At 73.0% G+C, this 23,252-nt stretch carries 19 protein-coding genes; 11 read left to right on the forward strand and 8 right to left on the reverse strand.

Translation table 11 applies throughout. The annotated features are described in order from the left end of the window. Positions 1-51: 51 nt before the first annotated feature. Positions 52-1,413: a hypothetical protein gene (locus AC29IT_RS06745; RefSeq protein WP_358435173.1), complete on the reverse strand. Its 1,362-nt coding sequence runs from the start codon at positions 1,411-1,413 to the stop codon at positions 52-54. 142 nt (positions 1,414-1,555) lie between these two features. Beyond that, a complete protein-coding gene (locus tag AC29IT_RS06750) occupies positions 1,556-2,608 on the reverse strand; it encodes a hypothetical protein (RefSeq protein WP_488218163.1) in 1,053 nt (350 codons plus the stop codon). Positions 2,609-2,858: 250 nt separating this feature from the next. Here AC29IT_RS06750 and AC29IT_RS06755 point away from each other — a divergent pair, with 250 nt between their 5' ends. Next, positions 2,859-4,142 carry an AI-2E family transporter gene (locus AC29IT_RS06755; RefSeq protein ID WP_488218164.1) on the forward strand — a complete coding sequence of 428 codons (1,284 nt, stop codon included), beginning with the start codon at positions 2,859-2,861 and terminating at the stop codon, positions 4,140-4,142. Positions 4,143-4,263: 121 nt separating this feature from the next. On the opposite strand, the gene AC29IT_RS06760 is transcribed toward AC29IT_RS06755, so the two are convergent. Continuing rightward, positions 4,264-5,460: a GGDEF domain-containing protein gene (locus AC29IT_RS06760; protein WP_488218165.1), complete on the reverse strand. Its 1,197-nt coding sequence runs from the start codon at positions 5,458-5,460 to the stop codon at positions 4,264-4,266. Positions 5,461-5,738: 278 nt separating this feature from the next. Here AC29IT_RS06760 and macS point away from each other — a divergent pair, with 278 nt between their 5' ends. The 7 genes from macS to AC29IT_RS06795 all read left to right on the forward strand — a co-directional run bounded on the left by macS (position 5,739) and on the right by AC29IT_RS06795 (position 11,358). Further along, the gene (gene macS, locus AC29IT_RS06765) at positions 5,739-7,034 is read left to right on the forward strand and encodes a MacS family sensor histidine kinase (protein WP_488218166.1); all 1,296 of its coding nucleotides are present in this window, start codon (positions 5,739-5,741) and stop codon (positions 7,032-7,034) included. After that, positions 7,031-7,711, forward strand: a complete 681-nt coding sequence (locus tag AC29IT_RS06770) for a response regulator (protein WP_358435189.1) — start codon at positions 7,031-7,033, stop codon at positions 7,709-7,711. Before macS ends, AC29IT_RS06770 begins: the two co-directional genes overlap by 4 nt. Before the next feature lie 287 nt (positions 7,712-7,998). Beyond that, positions 7,999-8,178 carry a hypothetical protein gene (locus AC29IT_RS06775; protein WP_488218167.1) on the forward strand — a complete coding sequence of 60 codons (180 nt, stop codon included), beginning with the start codon at positions 7,999-8,001 and terminating at the stop codon, positions 8,176-8,178. Positions 8,179-8,304: 126 nt separating this feature from the next. Beyond that, a complete protein-coding gene (locus tag AC29IT_RS06780) occupies positions 8,305-8,463 on the forward strand; it encodes a hypothetical protein (RefSeq protein WP_358435194.1) in 159 nt (52 codons plus the stop codon). A 79-nt stretch (positions 8,464-8,542) separates the two neighbouring features. After that, positions 8,543-8,707, forward strand: a complete 165-nt coding sequence (locus AC29IT_RS06785) for a hypothetical protein (RefSeq protein ID WP_358435196.1) — start codon at positions 8,543-8,545, stop codon at positions 8,705-8,707. Positions 8,708-8,959: 252 nt separating this feature from the next. Further along, positions 8,960-10,480 (forward strand): hypothetical protein, encoded by a 1,521-nt coding sequence (locus AC29IT_RS06790; RefSeq protein WP_488218168.1) that lies wholly within the window; start codon positions 8,960-8,962, stop codon positions 10,478-10,480. Between the two features lie 116 nt (positions 10,481-10,596). After that, on the forward strand, positions 10,597-11,358 hold the full coding sequence (locus AC29IT_RS06795) for an AfsR/SARP family transcriptional regulator (RefSeq protein ID WP_358435202.1): 762 nt from the start codon (positions 10,597-10,599) through the stop codon (positions 11,356-11,358). 168 nt (positions 11,359-11,526) lie between these two features. On the opposite strand, the gene AC29IT_RS06800 is transcribed toward AC29IT_RS06795, so the two are convergent. Next, the gene (locus AC29IT_RS06800; RefSeq protein ID WP_488218169.1) at positions 11,527-13,164 is read right to left on the reverse strand and encodes a phosphoenolpyruvate--protein phosphotransferase; all 1,638 of its coding nucleotides are present in this window, start codon (positions 13,162-13,164) and stop codon (positions 11,527-11,529) included. An 817-nt stretch (positions 13,165-13,981) separates the two neighbouring features. On the opposite strand from AC29IT_RS06800, the gene AC29IT_RS06805 reads away from it, so the two are divergent. Continuing rightward, entirely contained in the window at positions 13,982-14,227 is a 246-nt protein-coding gene (locus AC29IT_RS06805; RefSeq protein ID WP_488218170.1) for a hypothetical protein, read from the forward strand. A 760-nt stretch (positions 14,228-14,987) separates the two neighbouring features. On the opposite strand, the gene AC29IT_RS06810 is transcribed toward AC29IT_RS06805, so the two are convergent. Then, positions 14,988-15,311, reverse strand: coding sequence for a mycoredoxin (locus AC29IT_RS06810; protein ID WP_358435211.1), 324 nt, complete (start codon positions 15,309-15,311; stop codon positions 14,988-14,990). Positions 15,312-15,500: 189 nt separating this feature from the next. Between AC29IT_RS06810 and AC29IT_RS06815 the strand changes: the two genes are divergently transcribed. Both AC29IT_RS06815 and AC29IT_RS06820 read left to right on the forward strand, forming a co-directional pair. Beyond that, a complete protein-coding gene (locus tag AC29IT_RS06815) occupies positions 15,501-16,232 on the forward strand; it encodes a TetR/AcrR family transcriptional regulator (protein WP_358435214.1) in 732 nt (243 codons plus the stop codon). A 142-nt stretch (positions 16,233-16,374) separates the two neighbouring features. Continuing rightward, complete coding sequence (locus AC29IT_RS06820) at positions 16,375-16,878, forward strand: DUF4232 domain-containing protein (protein WP_488218171.1); 504 nt, start codon at positions 16,375-16,377, stop codon at positions 16,876-16,878. A 367-nt stretch (positions 16,879-17,245) separates the two neighbouring features. Here the strand turns inward: AC29IT_RS06820 and AC29IT_RS06825 are convergent, their stop codons facing one another. From AC29IT_RS06825 to leuS, 3 genes are all read right to left on the reverse strand, one after another. Continuing rightward, the gene (locus tag AC29IT_RS06825) at positions 17,246-17,716 is read right to left on the reverse strand and encodes a CAP domain-containing protein (RefSeq protein ID WP_488218172.1); all 471 of its coding nucleotides are present in this window, start codon (positions 17,714-17,716) and stop codon (positions 17,246-17,248) included. A 237-nt stretch (positions 17,717-17,953) separates the two neighbouring features. Then, on the reverse strand, positions 17,954-19,918 hold the full coding sequence (locus AC29IT_RS06830) for an acyl-CoA dehydrogenase family protein (RefSeq protein WP_358435223.1): 1,965 nt from the start codon (positions 19,916-19,918) through the stop codon (positions 17,954-17,956). A gap of 216 nt (positions 19,919-20,134) precedes the next feature. Continuing rightward, complete coding sequence (leuS, locus tag AC29IT_RS06835; protein WP_488218173.1) at positions 20,135-23,050, reverse strand: leucine--tRNA ligase; 2,916 nt, start codon at positions 23,048-23,050, stop codon at positions 20,135-20,137. Positions 23,051-23,252 lie beyond the last annotated feature (202 nt).

The raw sequence follows: 23,252 nt of genomic DNA on the forward strand, positions 1-23,252 counted from the left end.
CGGCCGCCGGACCTCAGTGGTCCGGCGGCCGTTTCCCGTTGCGGTGGTGCGTCAGATGCGCTGGAACTCGACGGTGTCGTCGAGGCCGCGCGGCTGGGCGGCGATGCCCGGGATCGGAACCGTGTGCCCCTGCGCCGCGTTGATCGAGGGCGGAGCGCCGAGCACCGGCAGTTCGATGCCGACCGGCTCGGCGGCCCGCGGCTCCGGCGGCAGCGGGCTGGCCAGGATCCGGTCCCGCTCCGGAGTGGTGGCGTCGAGCTCGTCGAGCACCTCCACCTGCACCGGAACGTCCTCCGGGGTCGTGCTGAACCGGGGGATCGCCGCCAGGAACGACACGGTGGGCCGGTCGTCGGTCTGCGGACCGACCTCGGCCGGCGCCCCGGTGAGCCCGCCGGCGGTGGGACCGCTGAGCTGCCCGCCGCCGAACGCGTTCAGCTCACCGCCGAGCGGCAGCGGCGCCTGCAGCGGCGACCCGCCGTCGCGCTCCAGCGCGAGCGGACCGGACAGCGCGGGCGGCACCTGCGGGTGGTCCAGGTGCTCGCCCGGGACCTCCAGCGCCAGCTGGTCGGCGCGGGCCGCGGGCACGTGCGGCCGCTCGGCCAGCGCGGCCGCGAGCAGCGACGGCGGGACCTCGTGCAGCCGGACGTCCGGACCGGGCAGCTCACCGGAGGTGAGGTCCACGCCGGCGGCGTCCAGCAGTCCGGTGCCGAGCGCGGCGGGCGCGGCGGACCGCTCCGCCCCGTCCGCGCCGAGCGCGCCGCCCCACAGGGCGACGATGCCGTCCTCGGGGTCCACGGTGGCCGGGTCGGCCAGCGGGATGATCAGCTCGCCGGTCACCTCCGGCACCTGCGCCTCGGCCGGGAGGCCGGGGCCGCCGCGGACGATGTCGCCGATCGGGCCCGCCCAGCTCAGCGAGCGGTGGAAGCCCTCGGCGGGGGTGCGCACCTCGGCGCCGCGGCGGAGGCTGTGCCGTCCGTCGCCCGGCGCCGGCCGCGCGGTCGCCGGGTCGCCGACCCAGCCCGCGAGCTGCATGTCCGGCCGCGCCGGGTCCAGGTCGCGCAGGACCGGGATCTCCTGCGTCATGTCGTGCTCGACGGCGGGGAGCAGGTCGCGCACCGGGTCGATCTTCCCGGTGAGCACCAGTGCCCGGTAGCGGCCGGTGTCGGCGTTCCGGTACGACGCGAACGCTTCGCCCAGCTGCGGCCGGGAGCCGTCGGCGTCGAACGCGGGCAACACGGAATCTCCCCGTTCCGGATCTGCGGTGTCGAATCGGGTACCCAGGCTGCCGTGGTTCCCGTCTCCGGAAGGCCGGGACGGGCCGGTGCCTTCGGCTGCGGCCATCGTGGTTCCCACGGCCAGCACACCACCGGTGACCAGCGCGGCACGCACGCCGCGCTTCGCCCAAGTCTGCATGCGGTCTCCTTCGGATATTTCCCCGTTCGGGCGGGGAAAGCAATGGTTCGAGCGGCGCCGTCCTCGGATGCGTCGATCACGATCCGGCGGCGGTGGTACGAGTGCGTCGCAGAGCGCGGCGAGCGTCGCCGCGGCGCACCGCTCAGTCGGGGGTGGTGCCGGGGGACGGCGCGAAGGTGCCGTTGAGCACGGAATCCGATCGGCCGGGAGAGCTCAGCGCGGCGCGGTCGGCCGAGTCGGCGGGCAGCGGCCAGGTCATGCCGAGACCGCCGTTGCCCGCGCCGCCGTCGGAGGTGTGCCCGGTCGCGCCGCCCGTCGCGGGCGGCACCGGGACGGTCCCGTCCGGGGACCACGGCTCGCGGTGGCCGGGTTCGGCGGGCGCGCGGAAGCTCGCGTCGCCCGCGTGGTGCGCGGTGACCGGGGCCGGAGCATCGGCCGCTCCGGCAGCGGAGACCGCCGGTGCCCGCGGTGCCTCGGCCGCCGGAGCGGGCGGGTTCGGGAGCGGCTGCTCGACGGGGGCGGGTCCCGGGGACGGCAGCGGCGCGGGAGGCGCGGGCGTGCCCGGGGCGATGGCGTCCCGCAGCGGGGCGGTCAGCGCGCCGAGCCCGTCGGTGATCGGCCGGGTCAGCTCCGCCAGCGGCGGAACGGGGCGGTCGGCACCGGGGCCCGGGGTCAGCGCGCCGCGCACCGGGCGCAGCAGCGAGCCCGCGCCGTCCAGCGCGGTCGACACCGGTCGTGCCTCGGCCACCCGGCCGACGAGGTGGTGCGGGGCGAGTTCGTCGAGGGCGAACCGACCGGGGTCCGGACCGTCCACTTCGGAGGGACCCGGCCGCGGTGCGGTGCCGGAGTCGGAGTCGGAGTCCGGGATGTCCGCGGCGCGGGCCAGCGGTGCGGCGATGTGGTGCACGGCGGCGCTCACCCGGTGCGCGGCGGACGGCGCACCCTCGTCGGAGTCCGGCGTCGCGCGGTGCTCCGGCGCGATGGCGTCCCGCACGGGCGCGAGGTCGACGGTGCCGTCCGATGTGGACTCGTGCGCGCCTTCGGCGGCGGGCGGGTCGACCAGCGCGTCCGCGCCGGCGTTCCCGGCGAACCAGCCCACCGAACTGCCCGCGGCCGCGGCACCGGCGACGACCAGCGCGCGAGCCAGCAGCCGCCAACCGCGGCTACCGCCTGCTGTTCGGAGACTGTCCGGCATCTGGTCCGGTTCCACTTTCCGTCGGGGCTGCATGTCCGCTCAACGACCCTCCGTTCGACCGGCCCGGTTGGACCGTTCGGCGGCTTGATCGACGTGCACTGCCGACGGGCACTCTGTCAGCAGGTGGGCCGCAGAGGTAGTGATCTCGCGGAACACCCCCGTATCGGGTGACACGGCCCCGTCGGCGTCCGCGGATGCGTGATCGCGCCGACCCCACCGGGAACCGCATGGTCACGGCTACGGTGGCGTGGTGACCAACGCGAAGATCGCCCCAACGGAGGACGCCTCCGCCCACGTGCCGCGGGTACTGCGAGTGACGGCAGCCGTGTGCTGGCGCCTGCTGGTGGTGCTCGGCACGGTGTACGTGCTGAGCCTGGCGCTCGGCAGGCTCTACGTGGTGGTCATCCCGGTGGCCATCGCACTGCTGCTGGCGGCGCTGCTGGCCCCGGCGGTGTCCTGGCTGGCGCGGCGGCGGGTGCCGCGGGCGATCGCGACGGCCGTGGTGCTCGTCGGCGGCCTGGCGCTGGTCGGCGGCGTGCTCACCTTCGTGATCAACGCGTTCATCAACGGGTTCCCCGAGCTGCAGCGGGAGATCCTGCGCAGCCTCGGGCAGATCCGCGGCTGGCTGTTGCAGGGGCCGCTGCACCTGCGCGAGGAGCAGATCGACGAGTACCTGGGGCAGGCCGCCCGCTGGCTGCAGGAGAACCAGGCGGCGCTGACCAGCGGTGCGCTGTCCACGGCGTCCACGTTCGGCAACTTCCTCACCGGCCTGGTGCTGGCGCTGTTCACGCTGATCTTCTTCCTGCACGACGGCCGCCGGGTGTGGCTGTTCCTGATCGGCCTGGTGCCGTCGCACGTGCGGGGCCGGGTGGACGTGGCGGGCATCCGCGGGTTCGCCTCCCTGGTCGGGTACGTGCGGGCGACGGCGCTGGTCGCGGTCGCCGATGCGGTGGGCATCGGGATCGGGCTGACGATCATCGGGGTGCCGCTGGCGCTGCCGCTGTCCGCGCTGGTGTTCCTCGGCGGGTTCGTGCCGATCATCGGCGCGGTGGCCTCCGGTTCGGTCGCGGTGCTGGTGGCGTTGGTGACCAGCGGCTGGGTGAACGCGCTGCTGGTGGTGCTGGTCGTGCTGCTGGTCCAGCAGGTGGAGGGGCACATCCTGCAGCCGCTGCTGCTGGGCCGCGCGGTGCAGGTCCACGCGCTGGCGGTGGTGCTGGCGATCAGCGCCGGCGTGGTGGTCGGCGGAATCGTCGGGGCGCTGCTGGCGGTGCCGGTGGTGGCGGTGCTGAACTCGGCGATCCGTTCGCTGACCTCGGGCGAGGACGCGGAGACGCCGGTGACGGGAACCGATCCGCACGAGGCGGAACCACCGGCGAATCCGGAATCGGCCGGGAACGAGGCGGACGCGCAGCAGGCGAGCGGCGCGGGGAAGTCCACCGGCACGGGTTCGCACCGCGCGGCGGACGACGCGGGCGGGAAATCCGCGAACGGTGGTCCCGCGGACTCGCCTGGTCCCGATTCCGATTCCCGCTGACCGCGCGCGAACAACCGAAAATCGAAACGAGCCCGGGCCGGAAAGGGGTGTTTCCCCGCCGGCCCGGACCCGTTCCGGGAGATCCCGAAATCCCGTCGCGAATGCCGAGCGGAATCCGCGCTCAGGCGAACGTCACCGCATTCCGGCCCGACGATTTCGCCGTCAGCAACGCCGCATCCGCGGCCACCAGCAGATCCGGCAGCTCGTAGCCGAACCGCGTCGTCGTCGACACCCCCACGCTCACCGTCACCCCGGTCAGCTCGCGCGGCCGCCCCAGGGTGTCGCGGGTCGGCACCGACAGCGCCGCCACCGACAACCGGACCCGCTCGGCCACCGCGTGCGCCACCTCCGGGCAGGCGTGCGGGAGCAGCACCACGAACTCCTCGCCGCCGAACCGGCCGACCAGGTCCTCCTTGCGCACGCTGTCCCGCAGCATCACCGCGACCGCCGCCAGCACCGCGTCCCCCGCGAGGTGCCCCACCTCGTCGTTGACCCGCTTGAAGTGGTCCAGGTCCAGCAGCAGCAGCGCGGCACCGCGGTCCCGGGCGCTCGCCCGCCGCAACTCCGCCCGCGCGATCCGGTCCCAGTGCAGCGCGTTCGCCAGCCCGGTCTTGCCGTCGCGCTGCGCCGACCGCCGCCAGTGCGGCAGCTGGCCCGCCAGGTCCAGCAGCGCCAGCATCGGCCCGCCCAGCACCGCGACCTCCGGCTGCTGCAGCACCGCCATCCCCAGCACGCCGCCGAAGCAGGCCGCCACGATGCCCAGCAGCACGTCGATCGGCTCGCCCACCACGTCCTCGCGCGACGCCCCCGGATCGCGCAGCCGCAGCCCGATCCCCACCAGCAGCGCCCGCACCGCCAGCAGCGTCGTCCCGGCCAGCACGATCACCGCCGGGTTCCACCGCGGGTCCTCCCAGCCGACGACCCAGCGGGCCGCGAACACCGCCAACGTCGTCGACGCCGTGACGAACAGCCAGCGGTGCGGGTCCGGCCGCGCCTCCAGCACCCCGTGCAGCGCCGGGCCGAGCAGCAGCAGGACCAGCAGGTTCGGCGGCAGCACCAGCCCGCCCGCCGCCAGGTAGGCCATGTGCACCGTCCACGGGTCGCGGCGCACCCCGCTGCGCAGGTGGATGGTCACCGAGGTCGCGATGATGACGGCGGCCGCGGTCCCGCCGAGCATGGCGAAGCGGAACCACTCGGTGGGCGTCGGCGGCGAGTTCAGCAGCACCACCGGGAGGACCAGGCCGATGGCGGCGGCCTGGGTGAGCAGCACGTGGATCAGTGCGGGTGCCCGGAGCCGCCACAAGGGCCACGGCGCCATGATTCCTCACGTCTCTTCCTCGCCCGGACGGGCGAGCGGTCCTTGATCCGGTCGACTTTTCCGAAAACGCGCGAATGGCGGTGTCCCGCTTCAGCCAAGTACCGGATCGGTTACTACTCCTGAGCCTGGCATAACTCGATCTTCCGGGGAAACCCGGCTCTCGGGTCCATTCGGGTAGATCCGCTCGGTGACGACAAACACCGAGCGTGTTCACCGATCGTCGGCTCACGGAACTCGATCGATACGGCAGGATGGTCGATCGGGAGGGAACAGCCGTGATGCCGAAGAACACCGCGCCGCAGAGCGTTCGGATCGCCGATGGGCGGTCGCCGTTGTGGCGCGCGCACAACTTCTTCCGATCAGTCGGACTCGTGTACGCGGTGCTGTGGTTCGCGATCCAGTTCCCCGCTTACCAGCGCCCCGCGCTCGCGGTGCTCGAGATCGTCATCATGATCGGCTGGACCGTGTTCACCGTGTGGCGGTTCCGGGTGCGGGACGGCCGGACGAACGCGCTGGTGCTCGTGGACCAGGTGCTGATCTCGGTGCTGTTCCTCGGCAACGAGCTGATCATGACCGAGGAGCAGATGCGGGAGCTCGCCCCGTCGGTGATCAGCATGTGGCAGCCGTCGATGGTGACGTTGGCCGGCGTGCAGTGGGGCTGGATCGGCGGCGGTATCTCCGGCGCGATCTCCGCGCTGATCAACTTCGCGATCCGGGACCTCTACACGCCGCTGATGTTCCAGGACGCGGTGCTGCTGATCGGCGCGGGCATGCTGTTCGGGCTGGCCGCGGACACCGCCCGGCGCTCCACCGAACGGCTCAGCCAGGCGTTGCGCGCGGAGGCCGCGACCGCCGAGCGGGAACGGCTGGCCCGCTCCATCCACGACAGCGTGCTGCAGGTGCTGGCGCGGGTGCGCAACCGCGGCGTGGAGCTCGGCGGGGAGGCCGCCGAGCTCGCCCACCTCGCCGGGGAGCAGGAGATCGCGCTGCGCTCGCTGGTCGCCACCGCCCCGCCCGAGCACGACGCGGAGGGCGAGGTCGACCTGGTCGCCCGCCTCCAGGTGCTGCGCACCGGCAAGGTGCAGGTGTCCGTCCCCGCCACCGACGTCCGGCTGCCCGAGCCGATGGGCTCCGACGTGCTGCTGATCGTGCGGGAGGCGCTGGAGAACGTGGAGCGGCACGCGGGCCCGGATGCGCGCGCTTGGGTCTTGCTCGAAGAGCTGCCGGACGAGATCGTGATCAGTGTCCGGGACGACGGCCCGGGCATCGCCGAGGGCAGGCTGGCCGAGGCAGCCGCGGAGGGCCGGATGGGCATCGCCCAGTCGATCCGCGGCCGGGTCCGGCACTTGGGCGGCACGATCTCCCTGGACACCACCCCGGGAGAAGGCACCGAGTGGGAGATCCGGTTACCGCACCCGCACTCGGCCCCCGCAGGGGCGGGCGGCCGCGCGCGATCGGTGGCCGAGAAGATGTTCCCCCGGCGGACGGCGCACCCGGCCCCGCTCGCCGCGGACGCGGAACGAGCGGACGACCGGGATGCCGACCCGGCACCGCGCGGAGGAGGAGAAGGATGACCGAGCCGCACGTGTCGGTGATGGTGGTGGACGACCATCCGATGTGGCGCGACGGGGTGTCCCGGGATCTCGCCGAACGCGGCTTCGAGATCCGGGCCACCAGCGGGGATGCCGTGTCCGCGCTGCGGATCGCCCGCACCGTGCGCCCCGACGTGGTGCTGATGGACCTGAACCTCGGCGACACCTCCGGCGTCGACGCGTCCCGGCAGATCACCCAGGAGATCCCCGGGACCCGGGTGCTGGTGCTGTCGGCCAGCGGGGAGCACAGCGACGTGCTGGAGGCGGTGAAGGCGGGCGCCTCCGGCTACCTGGTCAAGTCCGCCTCGGTGGACGAGCTGGTGGACGCGGTCCGCCGCACCGCCGCCGGGGACGCCGTGTTCACCGCGGGCCTCGCCGGGCTGGTGCTGGGCGAGTACCGGCGGATGGCGGTGTCGCCGGGCGCCGAATCGCAGGCCCCGCAGCTCACCGACCGCGAGACCGAGGTGCTGCGGCAGGTCGCGAAGGGCCTCACCGCGCGGCAGATCGCGAACAAGCTGGTCATCTCGCACCGCACCGTGGAGAACCACGTGCAGTCCACGCTCCGCAAGCTGCAGCTGCACAACCGGGTCGAGCTGGCCCGCTACGCCATCGAGCACGGCCTCGACGCCGACGGCGAAACGGGCGCCGAGCCCGGCTGACGCCCCGCGGGAAGCCCGCCCGCAAGATCCACCCCGATTCACCCGACCCGGCGACCACATCGGTCTCCGGGTCGTTTCGCGTCCAGCCCCCGAACGGCCTTCCCGCTGCACAACGCGCGGTTTCACCGCAGGTGACGGGCTGGGCGCCACCGGTCGCCCGAGCGGGTGCCGGCCGCGCACCGTGACGGGCGGGTGACGGACCGGTGACGCCGGGTCTGGCGTACTTCCGGCCAGCGGCGCAAGAGGCCGCGGTTCGAAAGTTCATCAACTCGATGAGGAGTACGACCGTGAACGTTTTCGAGATCTCCGAGCTGGAAGTGTCCGCCGAGCTGCTGCCGACGCGCGAGGCCCTCGGTTCCTTCAACTTCGCCGACCTGTACGCGACCAACACCGCGGTCGCCATCAGCGGTGAGGGCAACGCCGTGGCGGTCGCCAGCCAGGACATCGACCTCGGCCAGGAAGGCTGATCCAGCCGCTGACCAGGTCCTGATCCGGACCGCCCAGGTGACCCCGATGGGGGGATATCGGGGTCATCTCCCGCGGCGACGCCGCCGCGACCGTCTTGCACCCATCTCTACACCTTGGAGCACATCGTGAACTTCGAGACCTTCGCTGAGCTGCTGCCCGCCCGCGAGGCCCTGGGCAGCCTGAACTTGGCCGACGTCTACGCCACCAACACCGCGGTCGCCCTCAGCGGCGAGTGCAACGCCGTGGCGCTCGCCAACCAGGACATCGACCTCGGCCAGAAGTGACCCTTCCTGACCGAGTTCCCGGTCGCGCGCCGTTGAACACCGGCGGCGCGCGACCGGACACCACCTAGAAGGAGAAGACATGAACGAACTCGAGCTGGCCGACCAGTCGGCCGAGCTGCTGCCCCGCCGCGAGGCCACCAGCCTCGTCGACGTCACCACGGTCGTGCCGGTGAACGTCGGCGTCGCGGTCAGCCTCGGCGGCGACGCCGCGGCGATCGTCGGCCAGTACACGAACGTGGAGTAAAAGCGGATATCGGACGTGCCGGCCGGCCGGGGACGGGGTTTTCCCGTCCCCGGCCGGTTTTCCTGGAGGGGAACCATGTCAGAAACCACCCAGGTCGGGCCGGGTGCACCCGCCGAGCCCGCCTCGTCCACCCCGCGGAGCCGACGCCGCTCCGGCTCGCCCGCGACGCCCGCGCCGACCGGCCGCCGGGAGGCGCCACCAGCCGAGCCCCGGGCTCCCGGGTCCCCGACGGCCGGATCCCCGACATCCGGGGTGCCGACACCCGCAGCCCCGACGTCCGGATCCCGGGCAGGCGCACCCTGGACTCCGGTACCTCGGGCATCGGCACCCCGGGCTCCCGAACCCCGGGCTCCCGAACCCCGGGCTCCCGAACCGCGGACGCCCGAACCGCAGGCATCCGGACCGCAGACATCCGGACCCCCGGCACCGGAGCCGCAGGCACCCGAGCCCGCCGAGGTCGACGAGCACGCGGTCCCGCAGCTCGCCGCGGGCGTCTCGCTGTGCGGCCGCTACGAAGGCGCCGGGTACACCGATCCGCGCTTCCTCATCGCCCGCGCCGACGGGCAGATGGTGCTGGTGTCCGAGCTGCTCTACGAGGTGGCCACGCACATCGACGGCCGGCGCGACCTCCGGGAGATCGCCGCGCGGGTCAGCGCCGCCGCGGGCCGGGAGATCTCGCCGCTCGGCATCGGCTACCTGGTCGCCGAGAAGCTGCACGCGCTCGGCGTGGCCGCGCTGGACGAACCGGTGGGGAACGCGCCGCGCGCCGATCCGCTGCTGGCGCTGGCGCTGCGCGGCGTGCTGCTGCCCGCGAAGGTGGTGCGTCCGCTGGCCGCGGTGCTCGCGCCGCTGTTCCAACCGGTCCTGGTGGTGGCGGTGCTGGCCGGGATGCTCGTGGCGGACGTGGTGCTGGTGGCTTCCGGCTCGCTGGACCCGGCGTTCCACTCGGCGGTCGGCGATCCGCTGCAGGTGCTGCTCCTGATCGTGCTGCTGATCAGCTCCACGCTGTTCCACGAGACCGGGCACGCCGCGGCCTGCCACTACGGCGGTGGGCGGCCGGGGGCGATCGGCGTCGGCATCCTGCTGATCTTCCCGGCGTTCTTCACCAACGTCACCGACGCCTACCGGCTGACCCGGGCGGGCCGGCTGCGCACCGACCTGGGCGGGCTGTACTTCAACGCGATCTACATCCTGGCGGTGGCCGGGCTGTTCTGGGCGACGCACTTCCCGCCGCTGGCGGTGTTCATCGTGCTCAGCCACATGCAGATGCTGCAGCAGCTGCTGCCGCTGATCCGGATGGACGGCTACTACATCCTCGGCGATCTGGTGGGCGTGCCGAACCTGTTCGGGCTGGTGCGGCCGATGGTGCGCAAGGCGCTGGGCAAGCAGCAGCCGGGGGAATCCGCCGGGGAGGCGCTGCGCCCGCGGGTGCGGCTGCTGGTCACCTGCTGGGTGGCGGTGGTGGTGCCGGTGCTGTTCCTCGCGGTGCTGCTGCTGTTCGTGCGGATACCGCGGTACCTGGGCACGGCGTTGGAGCGCGGGCAGGACTACTGGCTCAGCGGGGCCGCCGGGTTCGCGAACGGTCATCCGCTGGCCGGGGTGCTGGCGGTGCTGTCCATGTTCGTGCTGCTGCTGCCGTGGCTCGGGGGCATCGCGTTCGCCGTCCGCACCAGCCGCAAGATCGGCGCCTGGTACCGCAAGAAGCACCCGCGGTACGTGCCGCGGCACCGCGCTCCGACGACCCGCGACCGGCTGGGTTTCCGCCTCTCGTGAGCGCCGCGGACCTCACCCCGGGTAATCGTGTAACGGCGCGCCGTCACCGCCACGACGCCACCGGTGACGGGTCATGCCTGCGTGTGGCCCGTCTTGGCCGGAACAAGGGGGGAACCATGAGCGAGGGACCTGCGCGCCCGATCCCGCTCCCGAGACCGCAAGCCGCACCGCGGCTGCAGCTGACCTTGCTGGGCGGGTGGTCGCTGCGGTGCGACGGTGCGGGAGTGGCCGTATCCAGCAACGGGCAGCGCCTGCTGGCCCTGCTGGCGCTGCGCGGGCGGACGCAGCGCGACCTCGTGGCGGGCACGCTGTGGCCGGGCAACGACGACCAGAGCGCGCTGGCGAACCTGCGGACCACGCTGTGGCGGGTGCGCAGGCGGGTGCAGGGGGCGATCGTCGGCGGCGGCCCCGAGATCGGGCTGGGCGAGCAGGTCTCGGTGGACGTGCACGAGCTGACGTCCACGGGGGAGCGGCTGCTGCGGCAGGAACCGGTGGCCGACTGGGCGGCGATCGGGCACACCCTCGCCCGGCAGGACCAGCTGCTGCCCGGCTGGTACGAGGACTGGGTGCTGGCCGAGCGGGAGCGCCTGCAGCAGCTGCAGGTGCACGCGCTGGAGATCGCCGCGGAACGGCTGGTGCAGTCGAGCCAGCTGGCGACCGCGCTGGAGGTGGCGCAGGCCGCGACCGTCGTCGAACCGTTCCGCGAGACCGCGCACTGCGCGGTGGTCGAGGTGCTGCTCAAGCAGTCGAACCCGGCGCAGGCGCTGCGCCACTACCGGCGGTACGAGCAACTGCTGGACCGGGAGCTGGGCATCGAGCCGTCGCGGCGGCTGCGGGAGCTGGTGCGCCCGGTGCTCGGCGACCACGTGCGGGCCTGACGGGGGAACCCGGGCACCCGTGCGGTGTCCGCGGGCGACGGGCTCCGCTGGGGATGGAGCTCGCCGCCCGGCGCGCCGGCCGCGCCCCGGTACTGCCCCGCCGGGAAGCGGCCGGTGACCGGGGTGGGGTGCGGCCGGCGCACCCCACCCCGGCGATGCCGTTCCGGACTACTGCAGGGTGGCGAACGCGGCTTCGCGGGCGCGCGCGGCGTTCGGCGCGTTCTTCGCCTCCTCGGCGGCCTTCTGGTACGCGACCAGCGGGTGCGCGGCGAGCGCGGCACCGACGGCGGGCACCGCGGCGGCGCCCATCGACAGGCTGCTGACGCCGAGCCCGGCGAGCACGCCCGCCAGCAGCGGGTCGGACGCGGCCTCGCCGCAGACGCCGACGGGCTTGCCGAGCCGGTGCCCGGCCTGCCCGATCAGCGCGACCAGCCGCAGCAGCGCGGGCTGCCACGGGTCGTTCAGCCCGGCGAGCGCGCCGGACATCCGGTCGGCGGCGAACACGTACTGCGCGAGGTCGTTGGTGCCGACGCTGACGAAGTCGACGGCGTCGAGCACTTCGTCCGCGGTGAGCGCGGCGGCCGGGACCTCGATCATCACCCCGGCCCGGCCGAGGCCCGCGGCCCGCACCCGGTCGGCGAACCAGGCCGCTTCGTCGGCGGTGGCGACCATCGGCGCCATCACGGAGACCTTCGCGCCGGAGTCCTGCTCGGCACCGGCGATGGCCTCCAGCTGCCGGTCCAGCACGCCGGGCCGCTCGAAGCAGACCCGCACCCCGCGCACGCCCAGCGCCGGGTTCGGCTCGGCGCCCATGTCCAGGAAGGACAGCGGCTTGTCCGCGCCCGCGTCGAGGGTCCGCACCACGACGGGCCTGCCCTCGAACGGGGAGAGCACGTCGGCGTAGGCGGCGCGCTGGGTGCGCACGTCGGGTTCCTCATCCGCGCCGAGGTAGCAGAACTCGGTGCGGAACAGGCCCACGCCCTGCGCCCCGGCGTCCACCGCGAGCCGCGCGTCGGCGGCGGAACCGACGTTGGCGACGACGGACACGGCGTGCCCGTCGGCCGTGCCGCCGGTCCCGTTCCAGTCGACGCCCTGCCCGCGCTCGGCGGCCTGGGTGCGCACCGGTTCACCGGAGGTTTCGACGCTGCCGGTGTCGCCGTCCACGAGCACGCCGACGACGGGCGCCGCGGCGAGGATGCCGCGGGCCGCCACGACGGCGGGGATGCCCAGCGCGCGGGCCAGGATCGCGGTGTGGCTGGTCGGCCCGCCTTCCTCGGTGACCAGCGCGAGCACCAGCCGCGGGTCGAGGTCGGCGGTGTCGGCGGGTGCGAGGTCGCGGGCGAGCAGCACGCTCGGCCGGTCCAGGTCGGGCACGCCGGGCGGGGTGGCGCCGAGCAGCTCGGCGATGACGCGGTCCCGCACGTCGTGGATGTCCCGGACGCGTTCGGCGAGGTAGCCGCCCGCGTTGCGCAGCGCGTCGGCGAAGCCGTTGGCGGCTTCGTGCACGGCGCGCGGCGCGGGGAGCGCGTTGTTGGTGACGAGTTGTTCGGCCTGCGACAGCAGCGCCGGGTCCAGCGCCATGGCGGCGGTGGTCTCCAGCACGGCCTTGGCTTCGCCACCGACGACTCCGGCGCGCTCGAAGAGCCGGTTCGCGACGGCTTCGGCGGCCGGGCGGATCCGGCGCGCTTCGGCCGCGGCGTCGGCGGGTGCCGGGGTCGCGGCCGGTTCGGGGAGGGCTTCGGCGACCCTGGCGACCGGGCCGGATGCTCGGCCGGAGCTGACTCCGACACCAGTGAACAGCGACATGGTCTAGACCATACCCTTCTCTTGCGGCCTCTCCTCGATCGTAGGCAGGGCTCATCCGATCGGCCTGGAAATGCCCCGCTGGAACGGGCACGCCAGGTGAATTCGCGCCCCGATACGTACCCGTACGGAGCAGCGATTCAGCTGACCGATGAGTAACCGATGAGTAGCCATACGGATTACGCCGGACCCCTTCGGCCGACAGAGTGTGCTCATGGCAACACAGCGCACAGCACGCACGATCGCAGGCCCCGTTTCCGACCTCGCCGAGCACACCGATCCGAGCAACCGGATCACCGCGCTGCTCGCCGAACCCGGGACCGAATTCGGCGTGCTCGGGGAGCAGCTTCGCGGTCCGGCCGCGCAGCGCGCAACGTCATCTGGGGAAACCACGACGAACACCGAAGGTGAAACCGTGAGCACTGGGGAACGCACCACACCGACCGGCGGCGTCCTCGCCGCGCCACCCGACCGACCGTCACCCATCGGCAGCAGACGGGCCCGACCGGCCGCGCCCGACCGGATTCCGCTCCTCGCGGCGATCCGCACCGGCGGCGCACCGATCCCCGGCGAGCCCGTCGACACCAGCTTCGCCGAACCCACGCAGACCCCGGCCGCGCACGCGGCCGGGGCTGCCCCGTCTTCGGGGGAGGTGCGCGACGACGCGGATCCCGACCGCGGCGCGCACCGTTCCGCTCGCGGACCGGCTTCCGCTCGCGAATCCGGGTCGGTCGGCGAATCCGGGTCGGTCGGCGCATCCGGGTCGGTCGGCGAGGCGGGTCCCTCCGACGGCTCCGGTGTTCCCGGCGGTTCCAGCCGCATGGTCGTCGAGCCCGACGCGGCGCGGGGAGGCACCGGCGGTGCCGCGCTGATCGGGATCGGCTTCGCCGTGCTCGCCGCGATCGCGCCCGCCGGGCCACTGCCCGCTGTCGCTGCCGCGGGGCTCGTCGCGGCGCTGGTGGTCGCGCTGCGCCGAGCCGAGGACGGCAGGCAGGACTTCGGGACCGGGCTGGCGCCGTCGCCCCGTTCCGCGTGGCCGGTGGGGGAGCGAGCCGCGGCGGCGTGACCGCGGTGCGGACACGGCGACATGTCAGCGTGCCGACATGTCGCCGTGTCGACACTGCGGTCACCGCACCGCCACGGCGACGCGGCTCCGCTGCAGGAGGGCGGCTCGACGGGAAGCGCGATCGGGAGCAGGGCCGGGAGCGGGGCCGAGGGAGCAGGGCCGGAAGCGGAGTCGAATCGAAGTCGAGCCGACTCGAAGCGAACTCCGGTCAGGCGGTCGCCCGATCAGGCAGTGCCCGATGGGCGATCTCCGCTGAGCAGCGCCCGGCGAGCGGTGCCCGACGGGCAGGGTCCGACGGACAGGGTCCGGTGAGCAGGTTCAGCGGCGCAGGTTCAACGGCGCAGGGGTCGATCGACGCGGCGTACCGCTCGGAGCGACGCCGAACCGGGACCGGACCGGGCAGGAGACGTGTCGAGCAGTCGCCGAATCGAGCGATCAACGAATCGAGACGGAGACATGTCGACAAATCGGCAACGCGACCCGCGATGGCCCACGACGACCCGGATCTCGTCCACCACCCGGCATTCGGCGCAACTCGAACCACCGAACATGGGAGCGCTCCCACCCTTTCGGGGGTAGTTCTCGACCAAGTGGCATCCGCGCGGCGCAGCCACGCGTCAGACTGGGTGAGTTGCTGCTCGCCGGTATCGCGCCACCGGCGATCACAACCCCCAGGAGCCGGCCGTGACGCCCCCCGTGCGGCCGGCCCTGGTCCACTTCCCCGGCCCGCGCCGCGCCCCGCGTCGGGAGGCTCTCCCGGTCAGCGGTCCCGCTTGATCCCCAGCGCGTTCAGGGCGCCCGCGACGGGCCCGGGCTTCTGCTCCGGCAGCAGTTCGGGGGCGTGCTCGCGCACCGCGCCGAGCACCTGCGACGCCGACGGGTTCACCGCCGTCCAGTCGCCCAGCACGACCGTCGGCACGGTCTCGTTGCCGTCGGCGATCGACCGGACCACCTCGGCCGCGCCCTGCTCCTGCCAGATGTCGACGTCCCGGTACTCCAAGCCTTCGCGCCGCAGTCCGGCCCGCAGCGACGTGCAGAACGGGCAACCCGGCCGGGTGTAGACGATCAGCTCCGCGGCGCCCATCGGCCGCACCTCCCTGCTCCGGTGATCCACTGGCCTTCGATCCCAGAACGCCACCGCCGCTCGGCTTATTCCTGATCACCGAAACGGGCGGTCCACCGGTCCGGCCGGTACGACCGGTTACGGTGCCCGGGACATCCCCGATCCGCGCCGCAGCGCAGCACCGGCGGCAGCACTCGATGGAGCCACCGCATGACGAGCCAGGGCACTCGGCGCGAACGCATCCGTGCGGCCACCGATCGGGAGATCCGCGAACACGCGCGGGCCCTGCTCATCGCGCAGGGGCGGGACGCGGTGACGTTGCGCGCCATCGCCCGCGAGCTCGGCATCACGGCGCCCGCGCTGTACCGCTACTACGACTCGCGGGAAGACCTGCTGCGGCGGCTCGGCGACGACATCTGCACCGACCTGGTGGACGAGCTCAACGACCGGCTGGGGCAGGTCGATCCGGCCGATTTCCGCGGGAAGCTCAACGCGGTCTGCCGCGGGTTCCGCAGCTGGGCGCTGGCACACCCCAAGGAGTTCGCGCTCGTGTTCGCGACGCGGACCGACGAGACCGCGGAGCCAGGCGGCGGTGCGGCGGGGGTCGAGCGATCGGACGACCGGTTCGGCACGGCGTTCATGAGCGTCATCGGGCCGCTGATGGCCGAGGCGACGACGCTGGTGCGGCACGACGCCGCTCCGGCGGACCTGCAGGCCGAGCTCTCCGCGAGCCGGCAGGAGCTCGCGCACGCCTTCGCCGCGGACGTCCCCGAGAGCGCGTACGACACCGATGCGGTGTTCGTGCTGCTGCGCTGGTGGGTGCGGTTGTACGGGCACGTGGCGCTGGAGGTGTTCGGGCGGTTCCCGTTCGCGCTGGTCAACTCGGACCGGTTGTACGAGTCGCAGCTCGACGAGCTGGCCGCGGAGATCGGCATCGGGTGATCCGGCGGTCCAGGACGCTGCGCGGCACGATCCGGTTGCCCGCCGGTCCGGGATCTCACTTCTGCTCGGCCGGGGACATCCTCGGCCGTCGTGGCGCGTCTTGAGGGTCGAGGAAGGCACGACGACCACCAGGAGGCACCACGTGCTCAGCACTGCGAAGTTCCGCCGCATCGCCACCGCGACCGCGCTCAGCGCCCTGGTCGGCGGGGGTGCGCTGCTCACCGCGGGCGCGGCCGCCGCCGTGGACGCCCCCGAGTACCCCTGGTGCACGCCGGGGGACCTGACCGTCTCGGCGGCGGAGGGCCACGCGCCGGACGACGGGCGGCTGTTCGCGATCACCTTCGAGGCGAGGCCGGGGGTGTCCTGCGAGGTCGAGGGCGCGCCGTCGTCCCTGATCTTCTTCGACGGCGAGGCGCAGCAGCCCGTCGAGGTGGTCAGCCCCGAGCCGGGTTCCGCGGAGCGGTACACGATCGACGAGCAGCACCCCGGCGTCGCCTACGTGTCGGCCCCGCCGGAGTCCTCCGACCCGACCCCGGTCACGACGGCCCAGCTCAACCTGCCCCAGGGCGGCGGGATCAACGTCGACTGGCCGAGCGCGATCGACGGCCCCCTCCACCTCGGCAACATCGGCCCCGCGGTGAGCTGACGAAGCCCCGCGGGCGGGTGCGCTCGCTCTTCCGGCGGCCGCCCCCGCTGAGCGGCGATCACCTGGCCACCTGCGGGTTCTCGGCGGCGTTCCCGCGAGGACGGCGTCGCCGCCCGTGGCGGAGACGCGATCCCGCAGCGAGAACGCCGCCGAGGTTCCGCCGGACCGGCCTCGGAGCGAACCGAGGTCGGTCCGGCGGAACGAGAGGAGCGGGGCCGGGGAACCGGGAGAGGGGATCGGTTCCCCGGCCGCGCCGTGTGACACCCCTATTTCCCGGTCCCCACCGGGGTCTCGGCGATTCGGACCGATCGGGCCGCATTCTTCGGGGTGGTGCGGATTCCGGTCCGAATCGGACAGGATCGTCGGCTCAGTAGCCGAAGTCCTGGGTCCAGGCCCAGCCGCCGGTGTCGACGCCGACGCCGATGGTCTTGAGCGAGCAGTTCAGGATGTTGCGCTTGTGGCCCGCGGAGTTCATCCAGGAATCCATGACCTGGTCGGCGCTGCGCTGTCCTTGCGCGATGTTCTCGGCGCCGGGGGACGGGTGGCCGGCCTTCTTGATCCGCTGGTCGAAGGTGACGCCGTCCGGCGTGGTGTGCGAGAAGTAGCCGCGAGCGGTCATGTCCGAGCTGTGGGCGTTGGCGGCCTCGGTGAGCCGCTGGTCTTCGGTGACCGGCCCGCAACCGGCGCTCGCCCGCTGTTCGTTCACCAGCTGGACGACGCGCTGCTGCTCTCCGGTGTCGGCGGCGAACGCGTGTGCCGGAACCGCGAGCCCGGCCCCGAGCGCCACCGCCGCGAGGCCCGACGCGATTACGGAACGTTGCGAATTGGTCCATGCCATGGGGCCGAAAGCTACCCAAGGCGAGTGAGATAGTTCCGTTATATGTGCGCCATAGCACAGATCAAGACACTATCCGTGCTCAAATTTCTGTCGATCTTTTAACCCACATGGGCGTAGGTCAATTCCTCTGATTCACCACGCGGCAGTGTCGGATCCACGAAGACCCGGAAATTGAAGGGCCCGCGCGACGGCGGCCCGCCCGACCGCGAGGTCGAGCGGGCCGCCGGTTCGGGAAGATCAGCCGAGGGTGCGGTCGTGCGCGCGCTGCGCGTCCTGCCGCGCGTCCTCCGCTCCCGTCGCGATCGGCGCGGTCAGCCACTGGCGGGGCAGCCCGAACGCCTCCACCAGCTCGACCGCGTGCGGCCGCAGGCCCTGGCAGAGCCCGTTCACCGCCTCGGTCACCGCCTTCGCGCGCCGCGGCGTGATCCGCTCGTGCTCCAGGAACCAGGCGCGGTCCTCCTCGATAGTGCTGAGCACGTAGAGGTCGCACACCCGCTCCAGCAGCCGCGCCGTCGAGGCGTCGCCGCACCGCTCGATGCCCTCGACGAACGCCTCCAGCACGACCCGGTCGATGTGCACCCGCGCGGCCCGCAGCACGTGGTCCTGCGCGTTGTTGAACACCGCGAACGGGTCGGCGTCCTTGCCCGCGGCGCGGCGCAGCCTGCGGGCGAGCCCGTCGAGCACGTGCCGCTCGCGCTCGTCGAACAGCTTCAGCTGCCAGCCGCGGTCGAACACCGCGTCCTCGTCGTCCCGCTGCGCCGCGTCGATCAGGCGCTGCACCAGCGACTTCGCCGCGGTGCGCTCGATGACGGTGCCGACGAACTGGTCGGCGACGAAGCGGGCCATGCCGACGGTGCCGAGCTCGTCGAACTGGTCCTTGTAGTCGGTGAGCAGCCCCTTCGCGACCAGCTGCAGCAGCACCGTGTTGTCGCCCTCGAAGGTGGTGAACACGTCGGTGTCCGCCTTGAGCTGCGGCAGCTGGTTCTCCGCCAGGTAGCCGGCGCCGCCGCAGGCCTCGCGCGCGGTCTGGATGGTGTGCGTCGCGTGCCAGGTGGTCACCGCCTTGAGCCCGGCCGCGCGGGACTCCAGCTCGCGCTGCGCGCGCTCGTCGCCGGAGGTCGAGACGTCGTGCAGCGTCTGCACCAGCTGCTCCTGCGCGAAGTGCAGCGCGTAGGACTTCGCCAGCGCCGGCAGCAGCTTGCGCTGGTGCGCGAGGTAGTCGAGCACCACGGTCTCCTCCGAGGTGCCCGGCCGGTCGAACTGCCTGCGCGCGGTGGCGTAGCGCAGCGCGATCTCCAGCGCGAGCTTCGCGGCGCTGCCCGCGGTCCCCGCCACCGAGATCCGGCCGCGGATGAGGGTGCCGAGCATCGTGAAGAACCGCTTGCCGGTGCTCTCGATCGGGCTGCGGTAGGTGCCGTCGGCGGCCACGTCGCCGTAGCGGTTGAGCAGCGACTCGCGCGGGACCCGCACCTGGTCGAAGGTGATCCGCCCGTTGTCGACGCCGTTGAGCCCGGCCTTGCGGCCGCAGTCGGACAGGTGCACGCCCGGCATCGGCGCGCCCTGCTCATCCCGGATCGGTACCAGCAGCGCGTGCACGCCGTGCTGCTCGCCACCGGTGATGAGCTGGGCGAACACCACCGCCATCCGCCCGTCGCGGGCGGCGTTGCCGATGTACTCCTTGCGCGCCGACTCGTGCGGGGTGTGCACGACGAATTCCTCGGTCGCCGGGTCGTAGGTGGCGGTGGTGCGCAGGTGCTGCACGTCCGAGCCGTGGCCGGTCTCGGTCATGGCGAAGCAGCCCGGCAGGTCCAGGTTCATGATCGAGGGCAGGTAGCGCTCGTGGTGGCGCTCGGTGCCGAGCGCCTGGACCGCACCGCCGAACAGGCCCCACTGCACGCCGGACTTGACCATGAGCGACAGGTTCCCGGCGAGCATCTCCAGCGAGACGACGGAGCCGCCGACGTCGCCCGCACCGCCCTGGGCGACGGGGAATCCGATCTCGGGGATGCCGCTCTTGACCAGCAGGTGCAGCTGTTCGAGGGTCTGCGCGCGGTGCGCCTCGGTGTCGAGGTGGTCGCCGGGCGGGAGTTCGGTGCCTTCCAGGGCTTCGCGCACCTTGGCGCGGACTCCCGCCCAGCGCCCGTCGAGCAGCGTCGCCAGTTCGGTCGCGTCGAACCGGTCGGGGGTCTTCGGGATGTCCATGCCAGCCTCCACAGGTCTGGTGCCGTCGGCGCCGAGCTTAGTTACTCGTCAGTAACTCGACCATGTGACCTCGCTCGCCACCACGCCCGTGACGCGGGCCGCGGTTCCCGATCCTGCCGAGGCGCCGCCGCGCACCACCGCGCCGACACGCCGGGCGGACGCGAAACGGCCCGCCCACCCGGGAACGGGGGAGCGGGCCGCTCGTGCGGAACGGGATCAGGCCACGACGTTGACCAGCCGGCCCGGCACCACGATCACCTTGCGCGGCTCCTTGCCGTCCAGCGCCGCGACCACCTTCTCGTCGGCCATCGCCACCGCGCGCACCTCGTCCTGGCCCGCCGACGCGGGCACCACGATGCGGGAGCGGACCTTGCCGTTGATCTGGATCGGGTACTCGGCGGTGTCCTCCACCAGGTACCGCTCGTCGGCCACCGGGAACGGACCGTGCGCCAGGCTCTCGCCGTGGCCCAGCCGCTGCCACAGCTCCTCCGCCAGGTGCGGCGTCAGCGGCGCGGCCATCAGCACCAGCGGCTCCACCACCGCGCGCGGCGTGCCCGCCGCACCCGAGTACGCCTTGGTGACCCGGTTGTTCAGCTCGATCAGCTTCGCCACCGCGGTGTTGAACCGCAGCGCGTCGAAGTCCTCCCGGACGCCCTCGATCGTCTTGTGCAGGGCGCGCAGCACCTCGTCGTCCGGCTGCTCCTCGGTGACGCGCAGCTCGCCGGTCGTCTCGTCCACGACGTTGCGCCACAACCGCTGCAGGAACCGGTGCGAGCCGACGACGTCCTTCGTCGCCCACGGCCGCGAGGTGTCCAGCGGGCCCATCGCCATCTCGTACAGCCGCAGCGTGTCGGCGCCGTAGGCGTCCGCCATCTCGTCCGGGGAGACGGAGTTCTTCAGGCTCTTGCCCATCTTCCCGTACTCGCGGCGCACCTCCTCGCCGTCGAAGAAGAACTTCCCGTCCCGCTCCTCGACCTGCTCGGCGGGCACGTACACGCCGCGCGCGTCGGTGTAGGCGAACGCCTGGATGTAGCCCTGGTTGTACAGCCGCCGGTACGGCTCCTCCGAGCTCACGAAGCCCAGGTCGAACAGCACCTTGTGCCAGAACCGGGAGTACAGCAGGTGCAGCACCGCGTGCTCCACGCCGCCGACGTACAGGTCCAGCCCGCCCGGGTCGGTCGCGCCGTGGCTCGCCGGGCGCGGACCCATCCAGTACCGCTCGTTGGCGGGGTCGACGAACTCGGAGTCGTTCACCGGGTCGACGTAGCGCAGCTGGTACCAGCAGGAACCGGCCCACTGCGGCATCACGTTGGTGTCGCGGCGGTACTGCTTGAGGCCGTCGCCCAGGTCCAGCTCCACCTCGGCCCACTCGGTGGCCTTCGCCAGCGGCGGCTCGGGGCTGCTGTCGGCGTCCTGCGGGTCGAAGGTGCGCGGCGAGTAGTCCGCGACCTCGGGCAGCACCACCGGCAGCGAGCTCTCCGGCACGCCCAGCGGCTCGCCGTCCTCGCCGTAGACGATGGGGAACGGCTCGCCCCAGTAGCGCTGCCGGGCGAACAGCCAGTCCCGCAGCTTGTACTGCACGGTGCCGGTGCCGTGGCCGCGCTCGGCCAGCCAGTCGACGACGGTGCGCTTGGCCTCGTCCAGGTCCAGCCCGTCCAGGTCCAGCCCGGCCGCCGGGTTCGCGGAGTTGATCCGCGGCCCGTCACCGGTGAACGCACCGTCGACGTGGTCCGCGGTGGGCTGCACGGTGCGCACCACCGGCAGCTCGAAGGCCTGCGCGAAGTCCCAGTCGCGGGTGTCCTCGCCGGGCACCGCCATGATCGCGCCGGTGCCGTAGCCCATCAGCACGTAGTCCGCGATGAACACCGGGATGCGGCTGCCGTTGACCGGGTTGGTGGCCCACGCCCCGGTGAACACGCCGGTCTTGTCCTTGTTCTCCTGGCGGTCCAGGTCGGACTTCGTCGACGCGGTGCGGCGGTAGTCGGCGACGGCCTGCGCCGGGGTGGGGGCACCGCCGGTCCAGCCGTCGCGGGTGCCCTCCGGCCACTCGGCGGCGGTGAGCTCGTCGACCAGCGGGTGTTCCGGGGCCAGCACCAGGTAGGTGACGCCGAACAGGGTGTCCGGGCGGGTGGTGAACACCTCGACGCGCTCGGCGGAGCCGTCCAGCGCGAAGGTGACGTTGGCACCCTGCGAGCGGCCGATCCAGTTCCGCTGCATGCTCTTGACCTTGTCCGGCCAGTCCAGCCGGTCCAGGTCGTCCACCAGCCGGTCGGCGTAGGCGGTGATCCGCATCATCCACTGCTTGAGGTTGCGGCGGAACACCGGGAAGTTGCCGCGCTCGGTCAGGCCGTCGGCCGTGACCTCCTCGTTCGCCACCACGGTGCCCAGGCCGGGCGCCCAGTTCACCGGCGCCTCGGACAGGTAGGCCAGCCGGTAGGAGTCGACCAGCTCGCGCCGCTCGGTGCGGTCCAGCTCGGCCCAGGGACGCCCGTCCGGGGTGCTGCGCACGCCGTCGGCGAACTCCTGCTCCAGCTCGGAGATCCGCCGCGCCCGGCCCTTGCCGCCGTCCGCGTCCGGGTCGTACCAGGCGTGGAACACCTGCAGGAAGATCCACTGGGTCCACTTGTAGAACTCGATGTCGGTGGTGGCGATGCGGCGGCGCTCGTCGTGGCCCAGGCCCAGCCGGCGGATCTGGCGAAGGTAGCGCTCGATGTTCTGCTCGGTCGTGGTGCGCGGGTGCGTGCCGGTCTGCACCGCGTACTGCTCGGCGGGCAGGCCGAACGAGTCGAAGCCCATCGTGTGGAGCACGTTGCGGCCCAGCATCCGGTGGAAGCGGGCGTAGACGTCGGTGCCGATGAAGCCCAGCGGGTGCCCGACGTGCAGCCCCGAACCGGAGGGGTACGGGAACATGTCCTGGATGAACAGCTTGTTCGCCGCGTCCAGTTCGGCACCGGTGCTCAGCGGCCCGGCCGGGTTCGGCGCGTGGAAGGTGCCGAGCTCCTCCCAGCGCTGCTGCCAGCGCTGCTCGACCTGCGCCGCCGTCTCCGCGGTGTAGCGGAACCGGGGCGTCTCCTCACCCCCGCCCGACGTGCTCGTCGGCTCGCTCGTCGCACCTGCTGCCTGGCCGCTCATCAACCGCGTTTCCTTCCCTGCTCACCGCGCGGATCGCACACCCCCAGTGTGCCGCCCGCCCTCGACCGCTTTTCCGCAGGCCCGCCCGGAAGGCGCGCGGCGGGTCGCCGGTGGCCGGAAGATCCGGGCAGCGCCGCCGATCGGAACCCCGGTCCGCCGTGTGATCCAGCGAACCCCACCGGGTAGCGCGCGGATGCCGGGA

The organism is Saccharopolyspora sp. MMCC62 (assembly GCF_057736575.1).